Source organism: Pseudomonas sp. NY15437 (assembly GCF_048068435.1).
In the GTDB taxonomy this organism is placed as follows: Bacteria; Pseudomonadota; Gammaproteobacteria; order Pseudomonadales; family Pseudomonadaceae; genus Pseudomonas; species Pseudomonas nitroreducens_B.
The window spans coordinates 44,931-62,472 of record NZ_JBLUQC010000020.1 but is presented as its reverse complement, the minus strand read 5'-3'; the positions used below and the strand labels follow the sequence as shown (position 1 = coordinate 62,472).

General features: G+C 65.8%; 15 protein-coding genes. 9 read left to right on the top strand and 6 right to left on the bottom strand.

Translation table 11 applies throughout. From position 1 onward, the window contains the following. Window position 1 precedes the first annotated feature (1 nt). Window positions 2–976 carry a GlxA family transcriptional regulator gene (locus ACNFIA_RS29400; protein WP_416790603.1) on the bottom strand — a complete coding sequence of 325 codons (975 nt, stop codon included), beginning with the start codon at window positions 974–976 and terminating at the stop codon, window positions 2–4. Window positions 977–1,078: 102 nt separating this feature from the next. On the opposite strand from ACNFIA_RS29400, the gene ACNFIA_RS29395 reads away from it, so the two are divergent. The 9 genes from ACNFIA_RS29395 (at window position 1,079) to ACNFIA_RS29355 (ending at window position 12,599) form a co-directional block, all read left to right on the top strand. Further along, complete coding sequence (locus ACNFIA_RS29395; protein WP_416790601.1) at window positions 1,079–2,170, top strand: DJ-1/PfpI family protein; 1,092 nt, start codon at window positions 1,079–1,081, stop codon at window positions 2,168–2,170. Window positions 2,171–2,232: 62 nt separating this feature from the next. Continuing rightward, complete coding sequence (acs, locus tag ACNFIA_RS29390; RefSeq protein ID WP_416790599.1) at window positions 2,233–4,179, top strand: acetate--CoA ligase; 1,947 nt, start codon at window positions 2,233–2,235, stop codon at window positions 4,177–4,179. Window positions 4,180–4,274: 95 nt separating this feature from the next. Beyond that, window positions 4,275–5,153: an oxygenase MpaB family protein gene (locus ACNFIA_RS29385; RefSeq protein WP_259757391.1), complete on the top strand. Its 879-nt coding sequence runs from the start codon at window positions 4,275–4,277 to the stop codon at window positions 5,151–5,153. A 100-nt stretch (window positions 5,154–5,253) separates the two neighbouring features. Further along, window positions 5,254–6,432: an acetyl-CoA C-acetyltransferase gene (locus ACNFIA_RS29380; protein WP_416790596.1), complete on the top strand. Its 1,179-nt coding sequence runs from the start codon at window positions 5,254–5,256 to the stop codon at window positions 6,430–6,432. Between the two features lie 191 nt (window positions 6,433–6,623). Beyond that, entirely contained in the window at window positions 6,624–7,238 is a 615-nt protein-coding gene (locus ACNFIA_RS29375) for a response regulator transcription factor (RefSeq protein WP_259757393.1), read from the top strand. 100 nt (window positions 7,239–7,338) lie between these two features. Further along, entirely contained in the window at window positions 7,339–10,449 is a 3,111-nt protein-coding gene (locus ACNFIA_RS29370) for a DUF748 domain-containing protein (protein ID WP_416790595.1), read from the top strand. Window positions 10,450–10,460: 11 nt separating this feature from the next. Beyond that, window positions 10,461–10,751, top strand: coding sequence for a DUF2845 domain-containing protein (locus ACNFIA_RS29365; protein WP_259757395.1), 291 nt, complete (start codon window positions 10,461–10,463; stop codon window positions 10,749–10,751). Next, complete coding sequence (locus ACNFIA_RS29360; protein ID WP_416790594.1) at window positions 10,748–11,071, top strand: DUF2845 domain-containing protein; 324 nt, start codon at window positions 10,748–10,750, stop codon at window positions 11,069–11,071. The genes ACNFIA_RS29365 and ACNFIA_RS29360 overlap by 4 nt, the downstream gene beginning before the upstream one ends. Before the next feature lie 73 nt (window positions 11,072–11,144). Beyond that, complete coding sequence (locus tag ACNFIA_RS29355; RefSeq protein ID WP_416790592.1) at window positions 11,145–12,599, top strand: rhomboid family intramembrane serine protease; 1,455 nt, start codon at window positions 11,145–11,147, stop codon at window positions 12,597–12,599. A gap of 60 nt (window positions 12,600–12,659) precedes the next feature. Here the strand turns inward: ACNFIA_RS29355 and ACNFIA_RS29350 are convergent, their stop codons facing one another. From ACNFIA_RS29350 to rpsO, 5 genes are all read right to left on the bottom strand, one after another. After that, entirely contained in the window at window positions 12,660–12,857 is a 198-nt protein-coding gene (locus ACNFIA_RS29350; protein WP_081520707.1) for a CsbD family protein, read from the bottom strand. Window positions 12,858–12,898: 41 nt separating this feature from the next. Then, the gene (locus tag ACNFIA_RS29345) at window positions 12,899–13,246 is read right to left on the bottom strand and encodes a BON domain-containing protein (RefSeq protein ID WP_017518936.1); all 348 of its coding nucleotides are present in this window, start codon (window positions 13,244–13,246) and stop codon (window positions 12,899–12,901) included. Between the two features lie 195 nt (window positions 13,247–13,441). Then, window positions 13,442–14,863 carry a hypothetical protein gene (locus ACNFIA_RS29340; protein ID WP_416790591.1) on the bottom strand — a complete coding sequence of 474 codons (1,422 nt, stop codon included), beginning with the start codon at window positions 14,861–14,863 and terminating at the stop codon, window positions 13,442–13,444. Window positions 14,864–14,956: 93 nt separating this feature from the next. Then, window positions 14,957–17,062 carry a polyribonucleotide nucleotidyltransferase gene (gene pnp / locus ACNFIA_RS29335; RefSeq protein ID WP_259757400.1) on the bottom strand — a complete coding sequence of 702 codons (2,106 nt, stop codon included), beginning with the start codon at window positions 17,060–17,062 and terminating at the stop codon, window positions 14,957–14,959. Window positions 17,063–17,231: 169 nt separating this feature from the next. Then, entirely contained in the window at window positions 17,232–17,501 is a 270-nt protein-coding gene (gene rpsO, locus ACNFIA_RS29330; RefSeq protein WP_416790589.1) for a 30S ribosomal protein S15, read from the bottom strand. Window positions 17,502–17,542: the final 41 nt, after the last annotated feature.

Here is a 17,542-nt window from a genome sequence, read left to right as displayed (position 1 = left end):
CCTAACGGCAGAAGCGCTGCCGATACTCCCCCGGCGTCACGCCCAGTGCCTGGACGAAGGCGCGCCGCAAGTTGTACTCGCTGCCAAAGCCCGCCTGCTGCGCCACACGCTTGAGCCCCGGCTCTCCCCCCTCCAGCAGTTGACTCGCCCGCTCCAGACGCAACTGCAACAGCAGCTTCGCCGGGGTCATGCCCATTTCCGCCTGGCAATGCCGGTGCAGGGTGCGTGAGGACATGGCCATCTGCGCGGCCATCTCCTCGACGTCCACCGTCTGCCCCAGCCGCTCCCGCAACCACGCCACCAGGCGCTCCATCTGCCCGCCGGGCGGCGCCTGCTGGGCCAGCAGCTCGGCGCTGAACTGACGCTGGCCTCCGGGGCGACGCAGGTACATCACCAGGCCGCGAGCGACCTGCAACGACACCTCGCGGCCGTGGTCCTCCTCCACCAGGCTCAGGCACAGGTCCATGCCGGCGGTAACGCCGGCCGAGCTGTAGAACTGCGCGTCGCGCACGAACAGGGCGTCCGGCATCACCCGCACGCGAGGAAACAGCCGCTGCAACCACTGGGCGTAGCGCCAGTGGGTCACCACCGGACGCCCGTCCAGCAGCCCGGCCTGGGCCAGCAGGAAGGCACCGGTGCACACCGAGGCGCAGCGCGTGGCATGGAGCGCGGCCCGCGCCAGCCAGCGCGCCAGGTCGCCCTGCTGCAGGGCTGCCTGCACACCGAAGCCCCCGGCGACTAGCACGGTACAGCCCGCCGCCTGCTCGGGTTCGGGCAGGGCCCTGGTCGCCAGTTCCAGCCCGGTGCTGGAGCGCACGAGACCACCCGCGGGCGACAGCGCCTCAAGGCGATAGGCCGGCCGTGACGCGGGCGGCAGATGTTCGTCCACGGCCGCGAAGACGTCAGCCGGGCCGGTGGCATCGAGCAGCTGGAAATCCGGGAAGACCAGCAACAGCACAGTGTGAGGAGCACGCATCAGGGCAACTCCCTGGAAGACATTGGCAGATATTCATCCATTAGCGTCAGAAGTGACAACGCTCTTCACGGCACGCTGGCAACTCCCACGCCGGAGACCACCATGCGCATCGCCCTGCTGTTTCTCATCCTGTTACTGCCGCTGCACGCCGCTCGGGCTGACGACGAGGCGCTGGCGCCCTATCAGCCGCGTTTCAGCCGGGAGCGCCCGGTGATCGCGGTCGTCGCCCAGAACCATATGACCGAACTGGCGGACTACGTCGTCCCGCTCGGCGTGCTGCGGCGCTCCGCCGTGGCGGAGGTGTTCGCCCTGGCAACCGGCCCGGGAGCGGTCGAGTTGATGCCGGCCTTGCGCCTCCAGCCGCAGGCCACGATGGAGGCATTCACGCGGCGCTACCCGCAAGGCGCGGACTACCTGATCGTGCCCGCCGTGCACGACAGCCAGGACCCCGCCCTGCTGGATTTCGTCCGCGCGCAGGCGGCGCAGGGCGCGACCGTCATCGGCGTCTGCGACGGCGTGCTGGTGCTGGGCAACGCCGGCCTGCTGCACGGGCGACGCGCCACCGGCCACTGGTACTCGCGCCGCCAGCGCCTCGCGGACTACCCGGATACGCACTGGCAGGAGAATCGCCGCTACGTCGTCGACGGCAAGGTGATCACCACCGCCGGTGTGACTGCCGCGCTCCCGGTATCGCTGGCACTGATCCAGGCCATCGCCGGTCAACCCAGGGCGGCCGCGCTCGCGGGGGAATTCGGCCTGCAGGACTGGTCCGCCCGGCACGACAGCCAGCGCTTCGGCCTGGGCGCCAGCGGCTACCTGACCGCCGCCGGCAACACGCTTGCCCGCTGGAACCACGAGGTCTTCAGCGCTCCCCTGGAGCCGGGCTTCGACGAAGTCAGCGTGGCGCTGGCGGCGGATGCCTGGGCCCGCACCTTCCGCAGCGACGTGCAGGGCAGCGCCGCACATCCGGTTACCAGCGCCGCCGGCCTGCTGTTCCTGCCGGAACCGGCTGGCGGCCATCCGGTCCTGCCTGGCCTTGGCGCCACCGCGATGCAGACGCTGGACGGCAGCCTCGACACCATCGCCCGGCGCTATGGCGAGGCGACCCGGCAACTGGTCGCCGCCCAGCTGGAATACGCCGCCCCTGAACGATCCACCCCGCTGGCGCGTCGAAACACCATGGACAACCCTTGAACCCGCCTGGTCTTGGATGCACCCTTGTGGGCATCTCGGCTAAACAACAACAAGGATTCCCCATGCATGAGATCAGCCTTCACCCCGTGCCGGAGGCCGTGCGCCAGCGTGCCTACCTCGACAACGACGCCTACCAGCGCCTCTACCGGCAGTCGGTAGACGACCCGGATACCTTCTGGGGCGAACAGGCCAAGGCCTTCCTCGACTGGTTCAAGCCCTGGCACTCGGTGCACCACGGGGATCTGGCGAAGGGCCAGGCCACCTGGTTCAAGGGCGGCCAGCTCAACGTCACCTACAACTGCATCGACCGCCACCTGGAACAGCGCGGCGAGCAGGTGGCGATCATCTGGGAAGGCGACAACCCGAGCGAATCCGCCAACATCACCTACCGCAAGCTGCACAGCCACGTCTGCCGCCTGGCCAATGTGCTCAAGAGCCGGGGCGTGGAGAAAGGCGACCGGGTGTGCATCTACATGCCGATGATTCCCGAGGCGGCCTACGCCATGCTCGCTTGCGCGCGGATCGGCGCGATCCACTCGGTGGTGTTCGGCGGCTTCTCCCCGGATGCCCTGCGCGATCGCATCAACGACGCCGACTGCCGCACCGTGATCACCGCCGACGAAGGCGTGCGCGGCGGCAAGTACATCCCGCTGAAGAAGAACGTCGAGAAGGCCCTGGCCGACTGCCCGAACGTCTCCACCGTCGTGGTGGTCGAGCGCACCCAGGGCGAAATCCCCTGGGTCGAAGGCCGCGACATCTGGTACCACGAGGCGCTGCGCGAGGCCAGCGAGGACTGCGCGCCGGAGCCGATGGACGCCGAAGACCCGCTGTTCATCCTCTACACCTCCGGCTCCACCGGCAAACCCAAGGGCGTGCTGCACACCACCGGCGGCTACCTGCTGGGCGCGGCGATGACCCACAAGTACGTGTTCGACTACCACGACGGCGACGTCTACTGGTGCACCGCGGACGTCGGCTGGGTCACCGGCCACAGCTACATCGTCTACGGCCCGCTGGCCAACGGCGCCACCAGCCTGATGTTCGAGGGCGTGCCGAACTACCCGGACGCCTCGCGCTTCTGGCAGGTGATCGACAAGCACCAGGTGAACATCTTCTACACCGCCCCCACCGCCATCCGCGCGCTGATGCGCGAAGGCGACGCGCCGGTGCGCAAGGCCGAGCGCAGCAGCCTGCGCCTGCTCGGCTCGGTGGGCGAGCCGATCAACCCGGAAGCCTGGGAGTGGTACTACGAGGTGGTTGGCGAGAAGCGCTGCCCCATCGTCGATACCTGGTGGCAGACCGAGACCGGCAGCATCCTCATCACCCCGCTGCCCGGCGCCACCGATCTCAAGCCGGGCTCGGCGACCCGCCCGTTCTTCGGCGTGCAGCCGGTGCTGCTGGACGAGCAGGGCAAGGAAATCGTCGGCCCCGGCGCCGGCGTGCTGGCCGTGAAGGCCGTGAAGGCCAGTTGGCCGAGTCAGATCCGCAGCGTCTACGGCGATCACCAGCGGATGATCGATACCTACTTCAAGCCCTACCCCGGCTACTACTTCACCGGTGACGGCGCCCGCCGCGACGAGGACGGCTACTACTGGATCACCGGCCGGGTGGACGACGTGATCAACGTTTCCGGGCACCGCATCGGCACGGCCGAGGTGGAAAGCGCGCTGGTGCTGCACGACTCGGTCGCCGAGGCCGCCGTGGTGGGCTACCCGCACGACCTCAAGGGCCAGGGCATCTACGCCTTCGTCACCACCATGAACGGCATCGAGCCCAGCGACGCGCTCAAGCAGGAACTGCTGGCGCTGGTGAGCAAGGAGATCGGCAGCTTCGCCAAGCCGGAAATGCTGCAGTGGGCGCCCGGCCTGCCCAAGACCCGTTCGGGCAAGATCATGCGGCGCATCCTGCGCAAGATCGCCTGCAACGAGCTGGAAAACCTCGGCGACACCTCGACCCTGGCCGACCCCAGCGTGGTCCAGGGGCTGATCGACAACCGCCTCAACCGGTAAGGGGCAGCTGCAAGCTGCAAGCGGAAGAGCCTGCGGTTAAGCTAACCGCAGTGCACCACTTGTAGCTTGACGCTTGAGGCTTGCAGCTCCCCGTCATGGAAACCGTTCGCCGTCATATCGAAAGCCAGGTACTCAGCCTGACCGGCCTCGCCCTGGGCGGGGTCGACTTCGAATCGCCCAAGGGCGACCCCGGACTGTTCGGGCCGGATTCCGTGTGCTGGAAAGTCCACGGCGACTTCAGCTCGATGCTCATCGGCGGCATCAGCGCCCTGCTCCTGCAAATGCTCCACCCCGCCGCCCTGGGCGGTGTCTGGGACCACTCCAATTTCCGCGCCGACATGCTCGGCCGCCTGCGCCGCACCGGCCAGTTCATCTCCGCCACCACCTATGGCTCGCGCGGCGACGCCGAGAAGCTGATCGAGCGCGTGCGGCGCATCCACGACGCCGTCCACGGCACGCTGCCCGATGGCAGCACCTACGCCGCCAGCGATCCGGACCTGCTGACCTGGGTGCACGTCGCCGAGGTCAGCTGCTTCCTCGCCTCCCACTTGCGCTACCTCAACCCGGAGCTTTCCGGCGAGGAACAGGACCGCTACTACGCCGAAATCGCGCTCATCGCCGAGCGCCTCGGCGCGCGCAACGTCCCCCGCTCCCGAGCCGAGGTAGCCGCCTACCTGCAGCGCATGCGCCCGCACCTGCGCTACGACGAGCGCACCCGCGAAGTCGTCAGCGTGCTGTTCAACGCGCCGGCTCCCAGCTTCCTCGCCAAGCCCTTCGGGCTGCTGATGATGCGCGCCGGCGTCGACCTGCTGCCGGACTGGGCCACGGACCTGCTCGGCCTGAACCTGGGCAGCCTGCAGCGGCAGCTGATCCGCTCCAGCGTCAAGCGCAGCGTGCCGCTGCTGCGCTGGGCAGTGCGCAATGGCTCACTGCATCGCGCCCGGCGGCGCATGGGGTTGCCACCGCTGCGCTAGAGCGTGACCACCCGGTTCGGGGTGTGGTGGGACCGCAGCGGCCTGTGCAACCATGGCCTTTCGCTGCGGCCGTCGCCGCTCCAGCCAGAGGATTCGCGTCATGCAAGAAGTCGTCATCGTCGCCGCCACCCGTACCGCCATCGGCAGCTTCCAGGGTTCGCTGTCCGCGCTGCCGGCCCATGAACTGGGCGCCGCGGTGATTCGCAGCCTGCTGCAACAGACCGGACTCGACCCGGCCCAGGTCAACGAAGTCATCCTGGGCCAGACCCTCACCGCCGGCGCCGGCCAGAACCCGGCGCGCCAGGCCTCCATCGCCGCCGGCCTGCCCAACACCGTGCCCGCCATGACGGTGAACAAGGTCTGCGGTTCCGGCCTCAAGGCGCTGCACCTGGCCACCCAGGCGATCCGCTGCGGCGATGCCGACATCGTCATCGCCGGCGGCCAGGAGAGCATGAGCCTGGCGCCCTACGTCATGCCCGGCGCCCGCACCGGCCTGCGCATGGGCCACGCCAAGCTGATCGACAGCATGATCCAGGACGGCCTGTGGGACGCCTTCAACGACTACCACATGGGCATCACCGCCGAGAACCTGGTGGACAAGTACGGCATCAGCCGCGAGGAACAGGACGCCTTCGCCGCCGAGTCCCAGCGCAAGGCGGCCGACGCCATCGCAGCGGGCCGTTTCAAGGCCGAAATCACCGCTATCGAGATTCCCCAGCGCAAGGGCGAGCCGCTGCGCTTCGACACCGACGAGCAGCCCCGCGCCGGCACCACCGCCGAGTCCCTGGCCAAACTCAAGCCGGCGTTCAAGAAAGACGGCAGTGTTACCGCCGGCAACGCCTCCACCCTCAACGACGGCGCCGCCGCCGTGCTGCTGATGAGCGCCGCCAAGGCTGCCGAACTGGGCCTGTCGGTGCTGGCACGGATTGCCGCCTACGCCAACGCCGGCGTCGACCCGGCGATCATGGGCATCGGCCCGGTATCGGCCACGCGGCGCTGCCTGGAGAAGGCCGGCTGGCAGCTCGCCGACCTGGACCTGATCGAAGCCAACGAAGCATTTGCCGCCCAGGCGCTGTCGGTGGGCAAGGAGCTGGGATGGGATGCGTCCAAGGTCAATGTGAACGGCGGCGCCATCGCCCTCGGTCATCCGATCGGCGCGTCGGGCTGCCGGGTGCTCGTTACCCTGCTGCACGAAATGATTCGCCGTGATGCCCGCAAAGGCCTCGCGACGCTCTGCATCGGGGGTGGGCAAGGCGTTGCCCTCGCCTTGCAGCGCTGACGAGCAGGGGGCTTGCTGCACAGAATGGGCCGTGCAGCAAGTCTCCGCGCGCGCTGGGAGGAGCTTTTCGCACTTAATTGACCTCACGCATGCTTTGCCTTCTCGTCCTAGGAATATTCCTAAGAGGCTTGAAACGCTGGTCTATCTTCAACATCAATGCGCGCTGTAATTCAGACTCTAGGGAGCTAACTATGAAAAAGCGTGTCGTGTTGATCGAGGACCACCCCGCGATGCGTTTGGCCATCCGCTCGCTGCTCGAGCAGGATCCGCAGTTCGAAGTGGCCCGCGAAGCAGCCGACGGCCATGGTGGCCTTGACGCTGTCCGCAAGGAACGTCCGGACCTCGTGATCCTGGACCTCAACCTGCCTGGCATGGATGGGCTCGATTTGCTCGCGCGCATCCATATCTTCGATGAGAACATTCGCCTGCTGGTGCTCAGCTCGCAGGATGAGCGTCTCTACTCGAGCAAGGTCGAGGCGGCGGGAGCGCATGGCTTCGTCAGCAAGAACAAGGACACCAGCGCCATTCTCAACGCAGCGCGCATGCTGGTTTCCGGCTATCGCTGCTTCCCGGAAAAGGCCCTGAGCGTCGACAAGAACGCCGACCCGGTGGCCAGCCTGACACCACGCGAACTGGTGGTGCTGCGCAGCCTGGTGAGGGGCATGAGCAACAAGGATATCGCCGAGGAGCTGTTCCTCAGCCAGAAGACCGTCAGCACCTACAAGACGCGGATTCTCGAGAAGCTCAACCTGGAAAGCCTGGTGGATCTCGTGGAATTTGCCCGCACTCATCGCCTGAATGACTGACAGACATCACTGAAAACCGCGTCCGAAGGCGACTTTCGATTCGAAGAATCCAAGCCGTGCCATACTGATCCAGCATGTCACGACGGAAACGAATCTCACCATGCCCAAAGGATTGAAGCGCGCCATCGGCGCGGTAGTGCTGCTGGTCTCCCTTTACTGCCTGTTGGGCTTCCTGATCCTTCCAGGCATTGGCTTGCGTGTCGCCAACCAACAACTGGCTCATTACTCGACCGTTCCGGCACGCCTGGAGCGCATCGAGTTCAACCCCTTCAGCCTGGAGCTCACCCTCTGGGGCCTGCACCTGGGTGACGACGGGCAGGAGCAGGTGCGCTTCCGCCGCCTCTACGCCAACCTGGAGCTCGACAGCCTGTGGAAACGCAGGCTGCACCTCGCCGACGTCGAGTTGGACGCGCCACACACCGAGCTGCTGTTCGCCGAGAACGGCACGCTGAACCTGTCCAGGCTGTTCAAGCTGCCCCCCAGCGAACCGACTCCCGCCGCGCAAGAGCCGAGCGATCCCTTCCCGCTGCGTATCGACCGCATCCGCCTGGCCGAGGGCAGCCTGCACTTCCTCGACCGTCGCCCCAGCGAGCCGGTGGAGTTCGTCTTCGACCCGATGGGCTTCGAGCTGCACAACCTCAGCACCCTGCCCGAAGACGGCGGCAACATGACCCTGGTCGCTACCGGCCCCCACGGCGGCAAGCTCGACTGGAAGGGCGACCTGAGCATCGTCCCGTTCACCTCCAAGGGCAGCTTCACGCTCGAGGGCGTGCCGCTCAAGGCGTGGTGGCCCTACGTGCGCGACAACGCACCGCTGAACCTGAACAACGGCGTCCTGAGCCTCGCGTCGGACTACCACCTCGACCTGTCGAAAGGCACCCAACTGCTGCTGGACAAGGCCGCCGTCACACTGCGCGACCTCGACCTCAGCTCCCCGGAAGGCAAGCCGCTGGCCAAGCTCGCCAGCCTGGACGTCGCCGACACCACCCTGGACCTGGTCAAGCAGGAAGTGGTGGTCGGCCAGATCCGCAGCCAGGGCCTGGAAGCCTGGGCAGCGCGCGAGAAAGACGGCCAGCTGGACTGGCAGAAACTCTTCGCCACCTTCAAACCCTACAAACGCCCGGAGGAGCCCACGCCACAGGCGCAGGCTGCGCCCGGGCAGACAGCCGGCGAGCCCCCGGCAGGGGTCGCGTCGGAGCCGGCCACGGCAGCGCAACCCGCCGGCAAACCAGACGCCACGCCCGCAGCCCCGACTGAAACGGCACAGGCCAAACCGGCAGCCCCGGCCCAGCCCGGGGCCAAGCCCGCCGACGCCGGCAAGGCCGCGCAGACCGCCGAGGCGGCACAACCCGCCGAGCCAGCGAAGCCGTGGCACGTCGTGCTGCGCGATACCCAGCTGCGCGGCTACAAGGCGCACCTGGCGGATCGCGCACCGGGCAAGCCGGTCAACCTCGAAGTCGGCCCGCTGGACCTGGACCTGCAGAACCTCGACAGCGGCCTGACCTCGCCCCTGCAGCTCAAGCTCAAGACCGGCCTCGGCCCCCGCGGGCAGATCGAAGCCAGCGGCCAGGTCATCCCCAACCCGGTCAGCGCGAAGTTGAAAGTCTCGACGCGGGATATCGACCTGCGTGTCGCCCAGGCCTACATCGACCCGTTCATTCGCCTGGAGCTGCGCAGCGGCCTGCTCGCCAGCGATCTCGACGTCGACCTCAAGGGCACCGACCCGCTGGCCTTCAGCGTCAAGGGCAGCGCCCAGGTGACCCAGTTGCATACCCTGGACACCCTCAAGAGCCGCGACTTCGTCAAGTGGACCAAGCTGACCCTCGACGGCCTGGCCTACCAGCACGGCGACAGCCTGGTGATCCAGACCGTGTCGCTGGAAGAGCCCTACGCGCGCTTCATCATCAACGAGGACCGCAGCACCAACGTCAGCGAGCTGATCATCAAGCAGCCGGAATCTTCGTCCGCCCCCGCCAGCAAGAACAGCGGCTCCGGCGGGGGCAAGGAACTGGGCATCCGCATCGGCGGGGTGAAGATCAACAATGGCTCGGCCAACTTCGCCGACCTCACCCTGCGCCCGGACTTCGCCACCGCCATCCAGCAACTGGGCGGCGAGATCGGCACCATCGACAACCGCAATCCGGCGCCCGCCTCGGTGGACGTCAAGGGCAAGGTCGACAAGTACGCCCCCGTGACCATCAAGGGCAGCCTCAACCCCTTCTCGCCGCTGGAGAAGCTGGATATCGCCACCAGCTTCAAACGCGTCGAGCTGACCACCCTGACACCCTACTCCGGCAAGTTCGCCGGTTACCGCATCCGCAAGGGCCGGCTGAACCTGGACCTGCATTACCAGATCACCCAGGGCAAGCTCAAAGCCGAGAACAAGGTGCTGGTGGAACACCTGCAACTGGGTGAGAAGGTCGACAGCCCGGATGCGGTGGACCTGCCGGTGAAGCTGGCGATCGCCCTGCTCAAGGACGCCAACGGCAACATCGACATCCAGCTGCCCGTCGAGGGCGATCTGAACAACCCGCAATTCAGCGTCATGCCCATCGTCTGGCAGACCTTGCGCAACCTGGTGGTGCGCGCCGTGCAGGCGCCGTTCAACTTCATCGCCGGCCTTGCCAGCGGTGGCGGCGGGCCGGACCTGAGCAACGTGACCTTCGCCGCTGGGGCCAGCGAACTGGACGCCAGCGCCCAGGCCAACCTGGACAAGCTCGCCGACGCGCTCAAGCAGCGCCCGGCGCTGAAGCTGGAAGTCGAAGGCGTCGCCGCGGCTGCCAGCGACGGCCCGTTGCTGGCCGACCGGCGCCTGAAGCAGGAATACCAGAAGAACTACTACAGCATGTTGCAGCGCCGCGGCGACAAGGTGCCCAGCGACGCCAGTCAACTGGAGGTCCCGGAGGACCTGCAGCCGATTCTGCTCGAAGGCGTCTACCGCGCCCGCCTGAAGAAACAGCCGCCGGCGGAGTGGCAGCAGCTCAGCAAGGACGAGCGTTCGGCGAAGATGCGCCAGGCCGTGCTCGACTCCTGGAGCGACAGCCAGTTGCTGCTGCGCAAGCTCGGCCAGGAGCGCGCCACCCAGATCAAGGATTACCTGGTCACCAAGGGCGGCCTGGGTGACGACCGTATCTACCTCATCGACGTCAGCTTCGGCGAAGCGGAGAATGGAGGCCGTGTGGCCACCCAGCTTCACCTTGATAGCGAATGAGGAGTCGTTCGATGAAAGCCCTGACCTGGACGTCCTGCGCCCTGCTGCTTTGCGCGGCGGGCGCCCAGGCGGAAAGCATGCGCTGCGGCAGTTCCCTGATCAACGCCGGCGACCGCGCCTGGGAAGTCGAGCAGAAGTGCGGCGCGCCGGATCACCGCGATGAGGTCGGTTATACCCTCAGCGGCTACGACCACCGCGAGTACCGGGTGGAGGAGTGGGTCTACGGCCCGCGCAATGGCACCAGCTACATCCTCACCTTCGAAGCCAACAAGCTCAAAAGCATCGAGTTCAAACGCAATTGAAGACGACGTCTCTCCTGCGCCTGGCCGCGCTCCTGTTGCCGCTCACCCTGTCCAGTCTCGATGCGCACGCCGCCAGCCTGCGCTGCAACAGCAAGCTGATCAGCACCGGCGATGTCACCAGCGACGTGCTCAGCCGCTGCGGCGAGCCGGTCAGCCGCTCCTTCCTGGGCTACAAGCAGGTGCCCGGCCCGCGCTATGGCGAATCCATGGAGGTGGCCGTGGAGGAATGGATCTACGGCCCCTGGAGCGGCATGCTGTATTTCGTCCGCTTCGAGGGCAACCGCCTGAGCGACATCCAGAGCAAGCGCAGCGGCAACTGACAGCCATGGTGGCGAGGTGCTAGTCTCGCCGCCATTCCCGCACTCACGCCATTAGGGCCAAGGATCGGTCGCCATGGTCATCGTCCCCGCCGAGCATCCGCTGGACTGGAAGAAGCCTCCGGTCATCACGCTGCTGCTGATCGTCCTCAACGTCCTCATCTACTTCGGCTACCAGGGCGGCGACAGTACCCGCCGCGAAGAGGCGGTGCGCGTCTACCTCGACCAGGACCTGCTCGGCCATGAGCGCCCGCTCTTCAGCGCCTCGCTGGAGCGCCGCGATCGGCTGGAGGCGAACCAGCAACGCGCGCTGGAAGCCCTGCCGCGTCAGCAACTGGCCTGGCTGGTGCTGTCGGACCTCGAGTTCGGCCATGAACTGCGCGCCCTGCCGGCCTTCCAGCAGGACGCTGCCTGGCAGGCCGCGCGCCTGAGGGCCGAGGCGGCCCGCGACATGACCAGCAGCCTGCGCTTCGGTTTCGTCCCCCAGCGCTTCACCGTGCAGGGCCTGTTCGGCTCGATGTTCCTCCACGGCAGCTTCTGGCACCTGGCCGGCAACATGGTGTTCCTGTTCATCTTCGGTTTCGCCCTGGAAGCGGCGCTGGGCCGCGCGATGTACCTGGGGCTGTACCTGTTCAGCGGCCTGTGCTCCGGGCTGCTGTGGTGGGCACTGGATCCCTCCTGGGTGCCGGGCATCGGCGCCTCGGGCGCCATCTCCGGCCTGATGGGCATGTACATCGGCGTCTACGGCCTGCGGCGCATCCGCTTCTTCTACTGGCTCGGGCCGCTGATGGGCTACCTCAAGGCGCCGGCGCTGTGGATCCTGCCGCTGTGGCTGGGCAAGGAACTCTTCGGTCTGATCCGCGCCGCCGACCATGTGAACTACTACGCGCACATCGGCGGACTGGTCTCCGGCTTCCTGGCCGTCTGGCTGCCGCGCAAGCTGGGGCGCATGCCGGTGGACGAGGCGTACCTCGCCAAGGAAGACCCGCAGGCCCCGTTCAAACGGGCCCTGGCGTCGCTGGACGAGCAGATCGGCCGCTTTGCCCTGGACCAGGCCGCCGCGCGCGGCGCGGAGTTGCTGCGGCAGTTCCCGGGGCAGCCGGTGCTGGTCGAGCGCCTCTACGGCGTTGCCAAGGGCCGCCAGGACCGCGCCCTGATGAGTGAAACCCTCAAGCAGTTGTTTGCCCTGCCGCCCTCCCCCGGCGCCGATGCCCTGTTGCGCCGCCTCGCCGAAGAGAGTGCCGCGAGCGATGCGGGACTGCTGAGCCACCCCGCCATTCAGCTGCACCTGGTGCGCGCCCTGCTGCAACGCAACGAAGCGCCCCTGGCGCTGAATTGCTGGCGGCGCCTGGCCCGCTCCAGCCAGCGCCCCGAGCCCCTACCCGGGCTGACCCTGCAACTGGCCAAGCAGATGGGCCAGAAAGGCGACCTGCAGGCGGTGCGCGAGCTGTCGCGCTTCCTCCGCCAGCATTACCCGGAAGCCGATCCCACCCGCCAGTTGACGATCTATCAGCAGCACCTCGCCCCCTGACGCCCATGAAAAAGCCCCGCCGGCTTACCGGCGGGGCTTCGCGCATCCCTGGACAGGACGTTACAGGCGGCTGCTGAAATCGCGGACTTCCTCTTCCGCTTTCTCCTTGGTCCAGCCGTAACGCTCCTGCAGTTTCCCGACCAGGTACTCGGCGTGTCCATCGGCCGCTTGTACATCGTCGTCGGTGAGCTTGCCCCACTTCTCTTTCATGGTGCCGGACAGCTGCTTCCACTTGCCTTTGATGACATCAGTGTTCATGGCGATCCTCCTCTACAGGATGGTGGGATAAGGCGTTGACCTTACTCGACCGACTTCAGGCCATCGGCGGACACGGCGGTCACGCCCTTGATGCCTTTGGCGGTCTTGATCGCGAGCTCTTTCTCGGCATCGGATTTGACGTTGCCGGACAGGGAGACCACGCCTTTGTTGGTCTCGACCTTGATGTTGGTGCCGCTGATGTCCTTGTCGGCGATCAGGCTGGATTTCACCTTGCTGGTGATCCAGGTGTCGGAAACCGCCTCTTCGGTCTTCTGGACTGTGTCGTTGGCGGCCAGAGTCGTCGGCTGGGCGAACACCGAATTGGCGAACGAGAAGCTCAGGGCGGTTGCAGTGGCAGCGGCGAGAGCCAGTTTGTTGAAACGTTTCATGGCGGTTACTCCTGAATGATTTGAAAAACTGCGGCCCGTGCCTGGCAGCAGTTGCACAAGGACTATCGCAAGCGCTGTGCCAGTTTTTCTCATCCAGAAATAATCAATAAAATCAGCAAGTTATAAAAACAAGCAGACCGGCCGCCACGTGCAGTTTGCAAAACTCGCCGCTGCGCTTCATGCAGGTTGCACGAATCAGCTGCCGGAGTTTTTACCCAGCTTGGCCAGCACCGCTTCGAGCTGCACCACCTCGCCCATCTGCTCGAAGGCCGGGTAGCGCTGGCGAATGAACGCGAGCAGTTGCTGGGCCGGCTCGACCTGGCCCAGCCCCTCGGAAAAGCCCCGTGCCGCCATCAGGTAGGCGCGGGGAATGCCGGGGTACTGCGGGAAACGCTTGTGCAGGTTGCGCAGCAGGCTCAAGCCCTCGCGGGCCTTGTGCCGCTCGATCAGCACTTCGGCGATGCGCTCGCAGACGGTCGGGTCTTCCGGCAGGTAATCCGCCTGCAGCTGACGGGCATTGAGGAAGGCGTTGGCGGCCAGCTGCGGGTTGAGCCGACTGGCCAGGCCAAGGTAGTGCGGCAAGTGATTGAGGCACTCCGCACGGTCATTCAGGGCGAACAGCAGCTGGTGATAGCGCTCGTTCAGCTTCAGGTCCTGGCGACCTTCGCGCAGGGCAGCCACCAGGATCTCCAGGGCGGCGCCAGTCTGCCCCTCCTTGACCCGCACCTCGGCTTCCGCCAGCGCCTTGCGGCGGTGCCACTCCGGCGCGGCGAAACCGGCCGGGGCATCCTCGCCCGCGGTGGCGTAGCCCAACTCGCCCTGATACTGGAAGACGGCATAGCCCATCATGGCGCACATGACCACGGCAAAATACCCGGTCAGCCCCGCCACCACCGGCACCATCACCACCCGCGGCAGGCCGTTGGAGAGCAACCAGGCGACATAATTGGGCGACTGCCAGAGGATGAACAGGAACACACACAGAATCAGGTAACGCCAGCCCATGGCCGCAATCACCTGCCCGACTTCGCCAGGGCTGAGCGCAGCGCCCAGGCTCTTGTCCAGGGACAGACGGATGATGCTCGCCGGCAGTACCAGCATGATGCCGATGTTGGCGGCCCAGTAGATCGCCTCACTGTGGAAGTCGGCCGCCAGCCAGAGCAGTACCAGGGCGATGAGGAACACCACCAGTTGCTGGAAGAAGGTGCGCAGGCTGTCGGCGCTGAACGCTTCCAGCAGGCCCGGGGCATCCTGGCCACCGAAGCTGGCCGCTTCGATCACGCTGTGCAGGTATTTGGTCGCCACGCTGAGCAATGCGATCCACAGCACGAAGGAGGCGGGCATGAACACACAGGCCAGGGCGAGCAGGGCACAGAACGCCAGCGGGCCGGCCTGGAAACCATAGGCGAAGAATCTTGGCAGGCGCTCCCAGAAGGGCTGCGCGGTATTGGCCGCGCCGAGGTAGCGCAGATGGCCGCGGCACAGCGGGCACGCCGGGGCGTACTCGGGGGCGTCGGCATTGAGCGGAATGCAGCAGTCGCCGTAATGACGCTCGCAGGGCTGGCAATGCCAGGTCGCGGGCTGAGCACTGTGGTAGTGACAGTAACGCTTATCCATCTCGGGGCATCCTTGGTGCGAGATCGGCGAATGGCGCATTCTCAAGGCAAAAAAAGAGGGCCCGCAAGGGCCCTCTTTCATTTCACCGTCAGCTTACACGCCAGAGGCTTCGGCAGCGGCGACGTCCTTGATGGACAGCTTGATGCGGCCGCGGTTGTCCACGTCGAGAACCAGGACTTTGACTTCCTGGCCTTCTTGCAGAACGTCGGTGACCTTGTCGATGCGCTTGTCGCTGATCTGCGAGATGTGCACCAGACCGTCCTTGCCCGGCAGGATGTTGACGAAGGCACCGAAGTCGACGATGCGCTCGACCTTGCCGACGTAGATCTTGCCGATCTCGGCTTCCGCAGTGATACCCAGGACGCGCTGCTTGGCGGCCTCGGCAGCTTCCTTGGTTTCGCCGTAGATCTTCACGCTGCCATCGTCCTCGATGTCGATCGAGGCCTTGGTCTCTTCGCAGATGCTGCGAATGGTGGCGCCGCCCTTGCCGATGACGTCGCGGATCTTGTCGGTGTCGATCTTCATCTGGATCATGGTCGGCGCGTTTTCCGACAGCTCGGCACGCGGAGCAGCAATGACCTGGTTCATCTGGCCGAGGATGTTCAGGCGAGCTTCCAGGGCCTGGCCCAGGGCGATCTCCATGATCTCTTCGGTGATGCCGTTGATCTTGATGTCCATCTGCAGGGCGGTAACGCCCTTGTCGGTACCGGCGACCTTGAAGTCCATGTCGCCCAGGTGGTCTTCGTCACCCAGGATGTCGGTCAGGATGGCGAACTTGTCACCTTCCTTCACCAGGCCCATGGCGATACCGGCAACCGGCGCCTTGACCGGAACACCGGCGTCCATCAGAGCCAGGGAAGCGCCGCAGACCGAAGCCATGGAGCTGGAACCGTTGGACTCGGTGATCTCGGAAACGACACGGATGGTGTAGGGGAACTCGTCCTGGGTTGGCAGCATCGCGGCGACGCTGCGACGGGCCAGACGGCCGTGGCCGATTTCACGACGACCAGCGCTGCCCATGCGACCACACTCGCCGACGGAGAACGGCGGGAAGTTGTAGTGCAGCATGAAGGGGTCTTTGCGCTCGCCTTCGAGGGTGTCCAGCAGCTGGGCATCGCGGGCGGTGCCGAGGGTGGCGACGACCAGGGCCTGGGTTTCGCCACGGGTGAACAGTGCCGAGCCGTGGGTCTTGCCCAGTACGCCGACTTCGATCTTCAGCGGGCGAACGGTGCGGGTGTCACGGCCGTCGATACGCGGTTTGCCGTTGACGATGTTTTCGCGAACGGTGCGGTATTCCAGCAGACCGAAGACTTCTTTGACTTCAGCGGCGGAGAACTGACCTTCGCCTTCACCGGCGAACTTGGCGACGATCTGCTCGCGCAGGGCGTCCAGGGCCGCGTAACGGTCCTGCTTGACGGTGATGGTGTAGGCCTCGGAGATGGCAGCACCGAACTCGGCCTTGATGGTGTTGACCAGGGCAGTGTTCTCGACCGGCGCGGTCCAGTTCCAGCTCGGCTTGCCCGCTTCGGTGGCCAGCTCGGCAACGGCGCGGATAACGGCCTGGAATTCTTCGTGGGCATACAGCACGGCGCCCAGCATCTGGTCTTCGGTCAGCTCGTCGGCTTCGGATTCAACCATGAGTACGGCGTCGGAAGTACCGGCCACGACCATGTCGAGGCTGGAGCTCTGCTGCTGCTCGTAGGTCGGGTTGAGGATGTAGCCGATTTCCGGGTGGAAACCAACGCGGGCAGCGCCGATCGGACCGGCGAACGGAATGCCGGAGATCGCCAGGGCGGCGGAGGTGCCGATCATGGCGGCGATGTCCGGATCGGACTTCTTGTTGGTGGAAACGACGGTGCAGACAACCTGCACTTCGTTCATGAAGCCTTCCGGGAACAGCGGACGGATCGGACGGTCGATCAGGCGCGAGGTCAGGGTTTCCTTCTCGGAAGGACGGCCTTCACGCTTGAAGAAGCCACCGGGGATGCGGCCGGCTGCGTAGGTCTTTTCCTGGTAGTGCACGGAAAGCGGGAAGAAGCCCTTGCCCGGGTCGGCCTGCTTGGCGCCGACGACGGTGCAGAGTACGGTGACATCGTCCATGGTGACCAGGACGGCGCCAGTGGCCTGGCGGGCAATGCGGCCAGTCTCGAGGGTGACGGTCGACTGACCGAATTGGAATTTCTTGATTACCGGGTTCACGGTTTCTCTACCTTTCTTTAGTTGCCTTGGGGGAAATCGTGGAAATGCCGGGAGTCGGACCCGAATTCATTCCCTATAAAAGCGAGAAAGCCGGGAGCCCAAGGCCGATGAACGGTTTGCACCGTTCATCAACCCCGGACTCCCAGCTTCCCACTTCAGGCTTGCCGTCTTAGCGACGCAGGCCCAGGCGACCGATCAGGGCGCTGTAACGAGAGGTGTCCTTGCTCTTCAGGTAGTCCAGCAGCTTACGACGCTGGTTAACCATACGGATCAGGCCACGACGGGAGTGGTGGTCTTTGCCGTTGGCCTTGAAGTGGTCCTGCAGCTTGTTGATGTTGGCGGACAGCAGTGCAACCTGCACTTCCGGGGAACCGGTGTCGCCTTCAACTTGCTTGTACTCGTTAACGATCTGGGCTTTTTCTTGGACGCTCAGTGCCATGATGGGGCTTCCTCTGAGGTAACAGGCCAGGGACTGCTCCC

Coding starts and splice junctions, on each gene's coding strand:
- acs (WP_416790599.1), top strand. CDS start 2,233: ATGCATGAGATCAGCCTTCACCCCGTGCCGGAGGCCGTGCGCCAGCGT.
- ACNFIA_RS29345 (WP_017518936.1), bottom strand. CDS start 13,246: ATGAAACGTTTCAACAAACTGGCTCTCGCCGCTGCCACTGCAACCGCC.
- ACNFIA_RS29355 (WP_416790592.1), top strand. CDS start 11,145: ATGGTCATCGTCCCCGCCGAGCATCCGCTGGACTGGAAGAAGCCTCCG.
- ACNFIA_RS29375 (WP_259757393.1), top strand. CDS start 6,624: ATGAAAAAGCGTGTCGTGTTGATCGAGGACCACCCCGCGATGCGTTTG.
- rpsO (WP_416790589.1), bottom strand. CDS start 17,501: ATGGCACTGAGCGTCCAAGAAAAAGCCCAGATCGTTAACGAGTACAAG.
- ACNFIA_RS29380 (WP_416790596.1), top strand. CDS start 5,254: ATGCAAGAAGTCGTCATCGTCGCCGCCACCCGTACCGCCATCGGCAGC.
- ACNFIA_RS29395 (WP_416790601.1), top strand. CDS start 1,079: ATGCGCATCGCCCTGCTGTTTCTCATCCTGTTACTGCCGCTGCACGCC.
- ACNFIA_RS29365 (WP_259757395.1), top strand. CDS start 10,461: ATGAAAGCCCTGACCTGGACGTCCTGCGCCCTGCTGCTTTGCGCGGCG.
- ACNFIA_RS29370 (WP_416790595.1), top strand. CDS start 7,339: ATGCCCAAAGGATTGAAGCGCGCCATCGGCGCGGTAGTGCTGCTGGTC.
- ACNFIA_RS29385 (WP_259757391.1), top strand. CDS start 4,275: ATGGAAACCGTTCGCCGTCATATCGAAAGCCAGGTACTCAGCCTGACC.
- ACNFIA_RS29400 (WP_416790603.1), bottom strand. CDS start 976: ATGCGTGCTCCTCACACTGTGCTGTTGCTGGTCTTCCCGGATTTCCAG.
- ACNFIA_RS29350 (WP_081520707.1), bottom strand. CDS start 12,857: ATGAACACTGATGTCATCAAAGGCAAGTGGAAGCAGCTGTCCGGCACC.
- ACNFIA_RS29340 (WP_416790591.1), bottom strand. CDS start 14,863: ATGGATAAGCGTTACTGTCACTACCACAGTGCTCAGCCCGCGACCTGG.